Here is a 12,719-nt window from a genome sequence, read left to right on the forward strand (position 1 = left end):
ACTCGCGAAGGCGACTTCTTCGAAGGTAAAGGTGCGGATGCGGTGTATATGCACTTCCACAAACTTAATGAGTTCATCGGTTTGACCCGTCTGCCGACATTCTTATGTAACGATGTGATTAAAAATCCACAAGTAGAACAATACTTATCCGATTACCAAGCACATTTAGAAAAAGTGTTCGGCTAATGGCAAAAAAGGTGGGTAAAAATTCCCACCTTTTTTGCCATACGATACCACTAAAATATTGGCTCCCGATTGATGTACTTTAACGATATCGTAAAGGGCGGCCATTGCACGTACTGCTAATTGTTCAAAGGTTTTGCCACCATTGCTTAATGCTTTATAAGCTGCCGGGTCATTGGTTAATTGTTTGAATTCGGTTAGCTTCCGCAGGTCAGAGATCTGCATACCTTCCCAACTTCCAAATGATTGCTCATTTAGTCCACAGTGCTGAAAAAGAGGGATGGGACGCTGGCCGATAATATGGCTAGTCGTATCAATGGCACGTTGTAAAATGCTGGAATAAGCAGCGGTAAATTCTACTTGTTGTAGCGCTACGCCGGTTTTCTGAGCTCCTGTAATTCCTTGAATGAAAAGAACAGGCTGCACTACAACCGTTTTGTTATTACAACTAAAAGGATGCTGGATGAAATTGAAAGAACCGGGGATTTAACAACAAGGGATTTATTGAGAAAAAGCTGGAGCATTTGATAAAAGGTCGTCTGAAAAACCTTTCAGACGGCCTTTTACTTTTGAATTTTGTAAGTGATTGTACTACTGAGCGAAACAGGAGTTAGTAGGCTAAAATGCTGCCATTATGAATTTAACATAATATAAATTATGCGAACCTAAGCTAGCATGATGCAATAGTCTTTTCTGCAAATTATGGCCACAACCAAGCCCATGCGCTTCGTCCTTCGCCTTGCAGCAAAACTAAAGTTCGGCAAGCTGAGGCTGTATTCATGCATTCGAGGCCGATTCCGTAGGCTGATAAGGCTGCAGCAACTTTGGGATGCAGAAATTTTTGTTTTTCTCCTGTACCTATAATAATGACTTCTGGACGGTTTTCTGCTGTTTCAATTGCTGATATAAAAATTTGTTCGTTTAATTCTCCGATGGTTGTTTGAGGAATGATGCTCACTTTGCCATCTTGCCAGCAAATGGGTTCTGAATATGTTTGTTCACCGATTTGCAATATGCCTTGTGAGGATGAAAAAAATGATGCGGTTTCATCAATATGGTTTTCTGTGATTTTCATGGCAATTCCTGTTTTTATGGTAGAACGATTTTTCAGACGGCCTTGGGAAACTTGCAAAAAAAGGTGCAAGATCAAGCAATATCAGGTAGGATTCAACGTTTGACCTTGTGCATTGATGCTTTGCTCTGAATTTACGATTGCAAGCGATTATAACAAGCCTTGGTTTTTCGTGATTATTTTAAAGTATCGGCTCAAAAGGAGACACAATGAAGCCAGTAAATATCGGTCTTTTAGGTTTGGGTACAGTCGGTGGCGGTACGGCTACTGTATTGCAGGACAACGCTGCGGAAATCAGCCGCCGCTTGGGACGAGAAGTCCGTATTTCTGCTGTTTGTGATTTGAGCGAAGAAAAAGCCAAACAAATTTGCCCGAATGCTGCTTTTATCAAAGATCCGTTTGAGCTGGTTCAACATCAAGATGTTGATGTTGTTGTGGAATTGTTTGGCGGTACCGGTATTGCCAAAGATGCGGTATTGAAAGCGATTGAAAACGGCAAACACATTGTTACTGCCAATAAAAAACTACTGGCCGAATACGGCAATGAAATTTTCCCTTTGGCGGAAGAAAAAAATGTCATGGTGCAGTTTGAAGCTGCTGTTGCCGGCGGTATACCAATTATCAAGGCTTTGCGTGAAGGCTTGGCTGCGAACCAAATCCGCAGTATCGCCGGTATTATTAATGGTACCAGCAACTTCATTCTGACTGAAATGCGTGAAAAAGGCAGCGCGTTTGCAGACGTATTGAAAGAAGCTCAGGCTTTGGGCTATGCAGAAGCTGACCCCACTTTTGATATCGAAGGTCATGATGCCGGCCATAAAATTACGATTATGAGCGCATTGGCATTTGGTACGCCGATGAACTTTTCTGCCTGCTATTTGGAAGGCATCAGCAAACTCGACAGCCGCGATATCAAATACGCTGAACAACTTGGCTACCGTATCAAATTGTTGGGGATTACCCGTAAAACCGACAAAGGCATCGAGTTGCGCGTACACCCTACTCTGATTCCTGAAAGCCGTCTGCTGGCTAACGTTAACGGCGTGATGAATGCTGTCCGCGTCAATGCCGATATGGTTGGTGAAACCTTGTATTATGGTGCAGGCGCCGGTGCATTGCCAACGGCTTCTGCCGTGGTTGCCGATATCATTGATATTGCCCGCCTGATTGAAGCTGAGACTGACCATCGTGTCCCTCACTTGGCATTCCAACCTTCACAAGTTCAAGTGCAAAATATTCTGCCTATGGATGAAATCACCAGCAGCTACTATCTGCGCGTTCAAGCAACTGACGAACCAGGAACTTTGGGTCAAATTGCCGCACTCTTGGCCAAAGAAAATGTTTCTATCGAAGCTTTGATTCAAAAAGGCGTGATTAATCAAAGCACTGCTGAAATCGTGATTCTGACCCACACCACGGTGGAACACAATGTCAAACGCGCTATCGCAGCGATTGAGGCGTTGAGCTGCGTGGATGCTCCGATCACCATGATCCGCATGGAAAGCCTGCATGACTGAGCAACAAACGGAAAGGCCGTCTGAAGAACAACTGGCGGCCAGAAAGAAAGCCAAGGCAAAAATCCGCACCATCCGCATTTGGGCATGGATTATTTTGTCTTTGCTGGCTCTGACCGCCCTGCTCTCACAATGCGCCATGAACAAGCCGCAGATGAAGCAAAATGTGGTGGAATCTTGTGTGAAAAACATTCCTTTTGCTGAAAAATGGCAAACTGATTTGAAGGCAAAAGGTTTGGATGCGCAAAACGAGAAATTGGCTCAAGACTATTGTGTCTGCATGTGGGATCAGCCTTTAAGCAAACTCTCTGACGAGCAAATCCGAAACTTCGGCAAAATCAGCCCTGAGGAGCAACTCAAACTCTTGGGTGGCGCGGAAGCTTTTGAGGCACGCGATAAGCAATGCGTGGCTGATTTAAAGGCTGAGTAAACCAAAATTATCGGTTTAAGCCAAAGCTATAAGGCCGTCTGGACAACAGACGGCCTTTCTTATATTGAATAAATAGTAATAAGAATTGATTTCATTATATTTTAAGTTTAAGATAGCTTGGTTAATTGCTTTTCTATGGTTGTTGCCATGCGTTACCACTTTCCTATTGCCGTTGATATTTATGATTTTTTGTATACCGGCCGGTTTGACTATCTGGAAATCGGACAATCGGCAGAGTCTATTTTGCAGATGTTTCCTGCGCCTGATTGCGTCCCTAAAGGCTTGTTGGTACAAAAAGGCTGGAATATTTGGCTTTATGGCGATATCGAACTGCATTTCTCCGACAATCGTTTGACACAGATTCGCGCTGATTTTCAGCCTGATGCTGCACTAAGCGGCGGCCGTTGGGTAAAATTGAATCCGTGGTTTTTTGCAAATGGCTGCCTTGATGTTTATGCCGTCATTCAGCGCTTGGTACAACGCAATATTGACTTTATTAAAACGGAAACGCATACCAATTTGATTTTACAGCTGCAAAGCGGGGTCGAATTGATTTTTGAAAAATGTCGGGGCATGCAACTTGCCTCGTTCCGCAAACAAAAAGCTTCCCTGCCTCATTGGGCGCGTGAAACGGCTTCTTAACTAAAACAATGCCGTCTGAAAACATCATTTCAGACGGCATGATCAATTACAAACCATTCAATAATTGTCGGATTTTCGTCATCGCCATAGAAGTCTGTTCATTACAGCCTACAGTCCCTACTCCGCTATCAAAGCAATCAATGCTGCTGACGCTGCAAAAGTGGGCATAGGCCATTTTCAACTCTCTGGCCAAAACAGCTTCGGGCATACCGGTCATACCAAGTACATCTACACCATCATTGCGATAACGGGCAATTTCTGCGCGAGTTGGACGGCGCGGGCCTTGCAGGCAGCCATATACTGCTGTGTCGTAAATCGGCACATTGTGCGCTTTCGTGATATTTAATAACTTTTGTCGCAATTCATTGCAATAAGGGTTGAAAAAATCGGTATGGACGACAGGGCATTCTTGGCCTTCAAAAAAAGTATCTTTACGGCCATAGGTATAGTCAATCAAATCGTCCGGCAACACCAGACTGCCGTTTTCAAAATCAGGGTTGATACCGACGACTGAAGAAATGGCAATAATGTTTTCAACGCCTAAAGAGTGCAATGCCCAGATATTGGCGCGATAGTTGATTTCATGCGGCGCGATGGTATGGCTGAAGCCGTGTCGGGCGAGAAAAACAATGTCCAAGCGCCCCAACCTGCCGAACAAAATAGGACTGCTGGTTAAGCCGTATGGAGTGCGTACGATTTTTCGTTCAGTAATTTCGAGTTCCGGCAGTTTGGTCAAACCGCTGCCGCCGATAATGGCTAACATATAGACTTCCTTTGTTATCAATGGCCGTCTGAAACTTGGATTTCAGACGGCCTTAATATCATCGATTTATTTATGTTTATAGAAATGGCTGCCGAAATAGGCAGATGCACCTTCACGCAATAAAACCAATGTTACGGCGGCAAGCGGCAGACCGGCAAGCATACCGACAAAACCCATCAGTTGTCCGAAAGCCATCAACGAGAAAATCACCCAGAACGGAGACAAACCGATGCGGTCGCCGACGATTTTAGGCGTAATGAAAAAGCTTTCCAAGAATTGTCCGACACCGAATACAGCCCAGACCATCAACAAACCCTGCCATGAGCCATATTGCAAAAGCGCGGCAACTGTCGCCAGCAAAAGGCCGGTAAATGCACCCAAATACGGAATAAATACCAAAATACCGGCAATCATACCGATGGCAAAGCCGGAATCCAAACCGACCAGCATCAAGCCCAAGCCATAGACCAAGCCCATAATCATCATCACCATCAGCTGGCCACGCAGAAACTCGCCCAAAACTTCATCCATATTGCCGCTGATACGCGTGTAAGTTTCGATAAAACGGCGCGGAACCAATTTGCTGATTCCGGAAGACCAGCGTTTCCAATCCAACAAGAAGTAATACAGCAGCAAAGGTAACAACACCAAATTGCTGACGCCGCTGATGACGTTACCACTTTGACGCATCAAGGTAGGAATCCATTCTTTGAGCGTATTGCTCAACTCATCCGTATGCGACTGCAACCATGCAATAATTGATTCTTGATCGATTTGAATATAATCCCCGCTGACGCTATTGAGCCACGGCAGCAATTTGTTTTGAACAAAGCCTACGATTTGTGGCAGGCGTTCGGCCAGATTGTTAAACTGGTTCAACAACATAGGCACGATAATCAGCACCAACGACAGCAATATCAGCAAAGCCAGTGCCATAATAATCATAGAGGCCGGCGCGCGACGGATACGCTTCAGTTGCAGCCATTCGACCAAGGGATTCAAAACATAGGCCAAAACGGCAGCTACGATAAACGGCGTCAAAACATCGCCCAAGGCATATAAAAGCCAAATAAAGGCCGCGATAACGCAAGCCATAATAATCCACGGTTTTGCGCCGCGCGTTTTCTTTTGATACATAAAAAGGTATTTCCCAATTGATGTTTAAGGTTTTCAAAATCAATAAGCAGTATAACAGATTCACAAAGGCCGTCTGAACGCGTGACGGCTATTAAGATAAAATAAAAATTGTTGACAATAATGCCAAAAAATTCAGCCTGAATCCTCTAATTTAAGATAAAATACGCTCCGACAATCTACCCATACCCGAATAAGGAAATCCAATGAGCACTTCTTTGAGCTATCGTGACGCAGGCGTGGATATCGACGCAGGCGATCAACTGGTCGAAAACATCAAACCTTTTGCCAAGCGTACTATGCGCCCTGAAGTGTTGGGTGATTTGGGCGGTTTCGGCGCTTTGGTCGAAATCGGCAAAAAATACAAAAATCCGGTATTGGTTTCCGGTACGGACGGCGTCGGCACCAAGCTGAAACTGGCATTCGACTGGGACAAACACGATACCGTCGGCATCGATTTGGTTGCCATGAGCGTCAACGACATTTTGGTTCAAGGCGCAGAACCTTTGTTCTTCTTGGACTATTTTGCTTGCGGCAAGCTGGACGTTGCCCGCGCGACTGATGTGATTAAAGGCATTGCCCAAGGCTGCGAAGAATCCGGTTGCGCTTTGATTGGCGGTGAAACTGCCGAAATGCCGGGCATGTATCCCGAAGGCGAATACGACTTGGCAGGTTTTGCCGTCGGCGTGGTTGAAAAAGAACGCGTTATTAACGGCCGCAGCATTCAGGCCGGAGACGTTGTTTTGGGCTTGGCTTCCAACGGTGCACACTCCAACGGCTACTCTTTGGTACGCAAAATCATCGAGCGCGACAATCCTGATTTGGACGCGGAATTCGACAACGGTAAAACTTTGCGCGAAGCCATTATCGCCCCTACCCGCCTGTATGTGAAACCTATCCTTGCCGCTTTGGAAAAATTCACCATTAAAGGCATGGCCCATATTACCGGCGGCGGCATTACCGAAAACGTACCTCGCGTTTTGCCTGAAAATACCGTTGCACAAATCGATGCCAAAGCGTGGGAATTGCCTAAACTGTTCCAATGGCTGAAAAAAGCAGGCAATGTGGAAACCCAAGAAATGTACCGTACATTCAACTGCGGTATCGGCATGGTCGTTATCATTGCTAAAGAAGATGCCGATGCAGTACAGGCATTCTTGAGCGAACAAGGCGAAACCGTTTACCGTTTGGGCGCAGTTCGTGAGCGCAACGGCGACGAACATCAAACCCAAGTGGCTTGATTGAGATGTAATTAAAAAAGTGCGGATGATGAATCCGCACTTTTTATTGTTTATGATCTAGGGGAATCTCCGCCCTAGCCTGCTTCTTCCATAAAGCCGGCTAACTGAGCCGTATCGTGGGCAATCATCAGCTCTTCATTGGTTGGAACAACCAAAACAGCCGGAGAAGAATCGGTCGGGCTGATAATACCTGAATTGCCGTAGCGTTTGTCCATATTGGCTTTGGTGTCGATGTGCAGACCTAAGAAATCCAAATAGGAAACAGTTTTAGCTCGGATATTACGCGAGTTTTCGCCGATACCGCCGGTAAACACGAGTGCATCAATGCCGCCACAAGCTACTGCCATCGAAGCAATGTATTTGGCAAGGCGGTAAGTCATCACTTCCAGAGCCAAGCGTGCGCCTTCATGGCCTTCATCCGCAGCGATTTCCAAAGAACGGCAGTCGTTGGAGAGTTCAGAAATACCGAGCAAGCCTGATTTTTTGTTCAGCATTTCATCAACTTGGGCAACATCCAAACCGGCTTGTGAAGTCAGATAGCTGTACACGCCCGGGTCGATGTCGCCGCAACGGGTACCCATCACCAAGCCTTCAATCGGCGTGAAGCCCATACTGGTGTCAACGGATTTGCCGTTTTTAATGGCGGTAATGGATGCGCCGTTGCCTAAGTGGGCAATAATCATACGGATGTCTTCCAGAGGTTTGCCCAAAATCCGTGCGGCTTCAGGGGCAACGTAACGCATGCTGGTACCGTGGAAACCGTAGCGGCGGAAAGCGTATTTTTTACGCAATTCGCGCGGAACGGCATAAGTGTAGGCACGCTCCGGCATGGTTTGGTGGAACGAAGTATCCATCACGCCGACATTGGGCAGACCCGGGAAATGCTCTTGCGCAGCCAAAATGCCGTTGATATTAGCAGGATTGTGCAGCGGAGCGAGCGGAATGCAGGCATTGAGTTCGTCCATTACTGCTTGATCGATCAAAACAGATTCGCTGTATTTTTCGCCGCCGTGGGCGATGCGGTGGCCGATGGCTTTAATGCGGTCGTGCAGGCCGTGTTTTTCAAGTTCTTTCAGCAACATACCTACTGCACCGGCGTGGTCGTTACGGCCGGTCAAGGCTGTTTGGCATTTTTTGCCGTCTTTGCTGAACGTAATGACTGCTTCGGGCGTACCCAAACGTTCGCCGAGACAGCTTAAGAGAACTTTGCCGTTTTTACGGTCGATAACAGCACCTTTGAGTGAAGAGCTGCCGCAGTTTAGAACAAGAATGAGTTGGTTGGACATGGTGTTTCTCCTTTGATTTTTGATTGTTTTTTTGGCTTCAGGCCGTCTGAAAAGAGCAAAAACATTTGAGAGCTTTTCAGATTGCCTTTGGTTTGATGTTTAGTCAGGCTTTATGCCCAACCATAATCTCCATTGCAGGTATCGCTACCTGACTAAAATCTGCTTATTTGGTTTTCAGACGGCCTTGTTTAGTGCTGCGGCCGTCTGAAAACTTAAAAGCAATCTTCCGGCACTCGGACTTGTCCTTCCATAATCACGCGTGCGCTACGGCTCATGACTGCTTTGGTGGCCGTCCATTGTCCGTCCTGACATTCGGCGGCTGCACCAACGCGCAGTGTGCCTGACGGATGGCCGAAACGGACTTCTTTACGCGCTCCGCCTCCGGCTGCAAGGTTGACCAGCGTACCGGGCACGGCGGCAGCGGTAGCGATGGCGACTGAAGCAGTACCCATCATGGCGTGGTGCAATTTGCCCATGCTCAGTGCGCGTACCAATAAATCGATGTCGGCAGCTTTGACGGTTTTGCCGCTTGAAGCGGTGTAATCGGCCGCAGGGGCGACAAAAGCGACTTTCGGAGTATGGGCGCGGGTAGCGGCTTCGGATACGTCGCTGATTAAACCCATTTTCAGCGCACCATACGCGCGGATGGTTTCAAATTTTTCCAGAGCCGCGGCATCGTTGTTGATATCGTCTTGCAACTCTTTGCCTGTATAGCCCAAATCTGCGGCATTCAGGAAAATGGTTGGAATGCCGGCATTGATAAGCGTGGCTTTCAGACGGCCTATATTCGGCACATCAATTTCATCGACCAAATTGCCGGTTGGGAACATACTGCCTTCGCCGTCGGCCGGATCAAGAAATTCGATTTGTACTTCGGCTGCCGGAAACGTTACGCCGTCAAGCTCAAAATTGCCTGTTTCCAAAACTGCGCCGTTTTGCATCGGTACATGGGCAATAATGGTTTTGCCGATGTTTTTCTGCCAAATTTTGACGGTACACAGGCCGTCTGAAGGGATTTTGTCTTTATCGACCAAGCCTTGCTCGATGGCAAATGCGCCCACGGCGGCAGTCAGATTGCCGCAGTTGCCGCTCCAATCGACAAAAGGTTTGTCGATGGAAACTTGTCCGAACAAGTAATCAACATCGTGATCGGCGCGTTCGGATTTGTCCAAAATTACGGCTTTGCTGGTGGACGAACTGGCATTGCCTAAACCGTCAATCTGTTTGCCGTAAGGGTCGGGGCTGCCGAGTACGCGCAAGAGGATTTTGTCGCGTGCCTCGCCTGCTTCCTGCGCAGCTGCCGGCAGATCGGTGCGTTTGAAGAAAATGCCTTTAGATGTACCGCCGCGGTAGTAAACGGCTGGAATTTTAATTTGCGGCATTTCGAGTTCTCCTTTGTATTTCTAGTATGGTTTTTTCAGACGGCCTCTCAAACATTCGAGGCCGTCTGAAAACCTTTTTGAGCGTAGCCCGGACATTTTGATCATGCCCGATTTACCTTACGCTGCATTTCCTTCTAAAAAGTCTTGTGCGAAACGTTGCAACACACCACCGGCTTCATATACCAATACTTCTTCTGCAGTATCGAGGCGGCAGGTAACCGGAACTTTGACAGTTTCGCCGTTTTTACGGTGAATCACGAGAGTCAGGTCGCAGCGCGGTGTGCGTTCGCCGACCACGTCGTAGGTTTCCGTACCGTCCAGTTTCAGGGTGTGGCGGTTAGTACCCGGTTTGAATTGCAGCGGCAACACGCCCATACCGATCAAGTTGGTGCGGTGGATACGCTCGAAGCCTTCGGCAACAATCGCTTCCACGCCGGCGAGGCGTACGCCTTTTGCAGCCCAGTCGCGGCTTGAGCCTTGACCGTAGTCCGCACCGGCAATGATGATGAGCGGCTGTTTGCGGTTCATATAGGTTTCGATGGCTTCCCACATGCGCATGGTTTTACCTTCGGGTTCAACGCGTGCCAGCGAACCTTGGCGTACGCTGCCGTCTTCGTTTCTCACCATTTCGTTAAACAGTTTCGGATTGGCGAAGGTTGCGCGTTGGGCGGTCAAGTGGTCGCCGCGGTGGGTTGCATAAGAGTTGAAGTCTTCTTCAGGCAAACCCATTTTCGCCAAATATTCGCCTGCGGCACTGCTGGCCAAAATCGCATTGGACGGCGAGAGGTGGTCGGTGGTGATGTTGTCGGGCAAAATCGCCAGCGGACGCATGCCTCTCAATGTGCGCTCCCCTGCCAGTGCTCCTTCCCAGTAAGGTGGGCGGCGGATATAGGTGGACATTGGACGCCAGTCGTACAGCGGGCTTGGTGCTTTTTGCGCTGTGCCGGTATCGAACATCGGAATATAAACGTCGCGGAATTGTTGCGGTTTCACATATTCGGCAACGATGGCATCGATTTCTTCATCGGTCGGCCAGATATCTTTCAGGCGGATTTCTTTGCCGTCTGCAACGCCTAGTACGTCGTTTTCAATATCGAAACGGATGCTGCCTGCCAGCGCGTAGGCAACGACCAACGGAGGCGAAGCGAGGAAAGCCTGTTTCGCATACGGATGGATACGGCCGTCAAAGTTGCGGTTGCCTGACAATACAGCGGTGGCGTACAAATCGCGGTCGATGATTTCTTTCTGGATTTTCGGATCCAGCGCGCCGCTCATGCCGTTACAGGTGGTACATGCGAAGGCAACGATACCGAAGCCGAGTTTTTCCATTTCAGGCAGCAGGCCTGCTTCTTTCAAATAGATTTCGGCTACTTTTGAACCCGGGGCAAACGAAGATTTCACCCAAGGTTTGCGTTTCAAGCCGAGGCGGTTGGCATTGCGTGCCAACAGCGCGGCGGCGACAACGTTGCGCGGATTGGAAGTATTGGTACACGAAGTAATCGCGGCAATAATCACTGCACCGTCAGGCATTTGGCCGTCTGAAGGCTCTTCGTAAGGTTTAGCCAAGCCTTTGCTGGCCAAATCGGCGGTCGCAAAACGGGCATGCGGATTACTTGGGCCTGCCATATTGCGCGTTACGCTGCTCAAATCAAATTTCAATACGCGAGGATAAACGGCGTTTTTCAAGGCATCTGCCCACAAGCCTGCGGTTTTGGCGTAGGTTTCCACCAATTTCACTTGCGCATCGTCGCGACCGGTCAGTTTCAAATAATCAATGGTTTGCTCATCAATAGCGAACATCGCAGCAGTCGCGCCGAACTCAGGGGTCATATTGGAAATGGTGGCACGGTCGCCGATGGACAGGCTTCTTGCGCCCTCGCCAAAGAATTCGACAAATGCACCAACCACGCGCTCTTTACGCAAGAATTCGGTCAGTGCCAACACGATGTCGGTGGCAGTAATGCCCGGCTGGCGTTTGCCGGTCAGCTCAACGCCGACAATATCAGGCAGACGCATCATGGAGGCACGGCCCAACATTACGGTTTCGGCTTCCAAACCGCCCACGCCTACGGAAATCACGCCCAATGAATCAACGTGCGGCGTATGTGAGTCAGTACCGACGCAGGTGTCAGGGAACGCTACACCGTTTTTGACTTGGACAACCGGAGACATTTTTTCCAAGTTGATTTGGTGCATAATGCCGTTGCCCGCCGGAATCACGTCCACATTTTCAAATGCGGTTTTTGTCCAGTTGATGAAGTGGAAACGGTCTTCGTTGCGTCGATCTTCGATTTCGCGGTTTTTACGGAAAGCATCAGGATCGTAGCCGCCGCATTCAACGGCCAGAGAGTGGTCAACGATAAGCTGGGTTTGCACCACCGGATTCACTTTGGAAGGATCGCCGCCTTTTTCGGCAATCGCATCGCGCAGTCCTGCCAAATCCACCAACGCTGTCTGACCCAGAATATCGTGACACACCACGCGCGCCGGATACCAAGGAAAGTCGATTTCCTGTTTTCCCTCAATCAGCTGGCCCAACCAGCTTTGCAGCGTAGGCAGGTCGACTTTGCCTGCGCGGTTGACCAAGTTCTCAGCCAAGATACGGCTTGTATAAGGCAGCTTGTCGTAAGAGCCTGGTTTGATGTCTTCACACGCCTGACGCGCGTCATAATATTCCAAATCCGTACCGGGCAAAGCTTTGCGGTAGCGTTGGTTGGCAGTCATGTCGGTTCTCCTAAAATCTATTCTTTTTTTGGTTTTGGGATTTCAGACGGCCCTTAATGCCGTCTGAAACCATAAATTCTGTTTTATTGCTTGTTGTCTGAAATCTATTCGCGGTATGAAAAAAAATTGCTGCTCCGCTACCATCATTCCCGTATAGACGGAAATCCAAACTTAAATCTTTCAGCACTCTTTACAGCAGAACATTTCAACTTTTGAATTTCTGCCTGTATGGGAATGACGACAGCAGAGCAGCATGTTTTCCAAACGGCCGGCTCTCTCTCTCGCATACTGCACTAGGCCGTCGAAAAACGAAAACTTAATTTATTCATTGTTTTCAAACGGCATTTC

The 12,719-nt window shown here is 48.2% G+C and carries 11 protein-coding genes and 1 pseudogene; 5 read left to right on the plus strand and 7 right to left on the minus strand.

What is annotated here, in order from left to right; all coding sequences use genetic code 11:
• Positions 1-186: pseudogene (locus HMPREF2952_RS09660) on the plus strand (NADPH quinone reductase MdaB); the annotation flags it as partial.
• Here HMPREF2952_RS09660 and HMPREF2952_RS09665 read toward each other — a convergent pair.
• On the minus strand, positions 166-609 hold the full coding sequence (locus HMPREF2952_RS09665) for a histidine phosphatase family protein (RefSeq protein ID WP_283120705.1): 444 nt from the start codon (positions 607-609) through the stop codon (positions 166-168). The pseudogene HMPREF2952_RS09660 and the gene HMPREF2952_RS09665 sit on opposite strands and share 21 nt — an antisense overlap.
• Before the next feature lie 274 nt (positions 610-883).
• Positions 884-1,258, minus strand: a complete 375-nt coding sequence (locus HMPREF2952_RS09670) for an Mth938-like domain-containing protein (protein ID WP_004520381.1) — start codon at positions 1,256-1,258, stop codon at positions 884-886.
• Between the two features lie 206 nt (positions 1,259-1,464).
• Between HMPREF2952_RS09670 and HMPREF2952_RS09675 the strand changes: the two genes are divergently transcribed.
• The 3 genes from HMPREF2952_RS09675 to HMPREF2952_RS09685 all read left to right on the plus strand — a co-directional run bounded on the left by HMPREF2952_RS09675 (position 1,465) and on the right by HMPREF2952_RS09685 (position 3,841).
• Positions 1,465-2,772 (plus strand): homoserine dehydrogenase, encoded by a 1,308-nt coding sequence (locus HMPREF2952_RS09675; RefSeq protein WP_004520380.1) that lies wholly within the window; start codon positions 1,465-1,467, stop codon positions 2,770-2,772.
• Positions 2,765-3,199, plus strand: coding sequence for a hypothetical protein (locus HMPREF2952_RS09680; RefSeq protein ID WP_004520379.1), 435 nt, complete (start codon positions 2,765-2,767; stop codon positions 3,197-3,199). Before HMPREF2952_RS09675 ends, HMPREF2952_RS09680 begins: the two co-directional genes overlap by 8 nt.
• 147 nt (positions 3,200-3,346) lie before the next feature.
• Entirely contained in the window at positions 3,347-3,841 is a 495-nt protein-coding gene (locus tag HMPREF2952_RS09685; protein ID WP_049328665.1) for a hypothetical protein, read from the plus strand.
• Positions 3,842-3,887: 46 nt separating this feature from the next.
• On the opposite strand, the gene HMPREF2952_RS09690 is transcribed toward HMPREF2952_RS09685, so the two are convergent.
• Together HMPREF2952_RS09690 and HMPREF2952_RS09695 are read right to left on the minus strand one after the other, a co-directional pair.
• Positions 3,888-4,604, minus strand: a complete 717-nt coding sequence (locus tag HMPREF2952_RS09690) for an S-methyl-5'-thioinosine phosphorylase (protein WP_049343856.1) — start codon at positions 4,602-4,604, stop codon at positions 3,888-3,890.
• Between the two features lie 66 nt (positions 4,605-4,670).
• Positions 4,671-5,741: an AI-2E family transporter gene (locus tag HMPREF2952_RS09695; RefSeq protein ID WP_049335191.1), complete on the minus strand. Its 1,071-nt coding sequence runs from the start codon at positions 5,739-5,741 to the stop codon at positions 4,671-4,673.
• A 203-nt stretch (positions 5,742-5,944) separates the two neighbouring features.
• Here HMPREF2952_RS09695 and purM point away from each other — a divergent pair, with 203 nt between their 5' ends.
• Positions 5,945-6,979, plus strand: a complete 1,035-nt coding sequence (purM, locus tag HMPREF2952_RS09700) for a phosphoribosylformylglycinamidine cyclo-ligase (RefSeq protein ID WP_070695613.1) — start codon at positions 5,945-5,947, stop codon at positions 6,977-6,979.
• A 74-nt stretch (positions 6,980-7,053) separates the two neighbouring features.
• Here the strand turns inward: purM and HMPREF2952_RS09705 are convergent, their stop codons facing one another.
• From HMPREF2952_RS09705 to acnD, 3 genes are all read right to left on the minus strand, one after another.
• Positions 7,054-8,265, minus strand: coding sequence for an acetate kinase (locus HMPREF2952_RS09705; protein ID WP_004520375.1), 1,212 nt, complete (start codon positions 8,263-8,265; stop codon positions 7,054-7,056).
• Between the two features lie 212 nt (positions 8,266-8,477).
• On the minus strand, positions 8,478-9,647 hold the full coding sequence (prpF, locus tag HMPREF2952_RS09710) for a 2-methylaconitate cis-trans isomerase PrpF (RefSeq protein ID WP_004520374.1): 1,170 nt from the start codon (positions 9,645-9,647) through the stop codon (positions 8,478-8,480).
• 117 nt (positions 9,648-9,764) lie between these two features.
• A complete protein-coding gene (gene acnD, locus HMPREF2952_RS09715; RefSeq protein WP_070695614.1) occupies positions 9,765-12,371 on the minus strand; it encodes a Fe/S-dependent 2-methylisocitrate dehydratase AcnD in 2,607 nt (868 codons plus the stop codon).
• Between the last annotated feature and the right edge of the window lie 348 nt (positions 12,372-12,719).

The organism is Neisseria sp. HMSC068C12, assembly GCF_001814095.1.
GTDB lineage: Bacteria > Pseudomonadota > Gammaproteobacteria > Burkholderiales > Neisseriaceae > Neisseria > Neisseria perflava.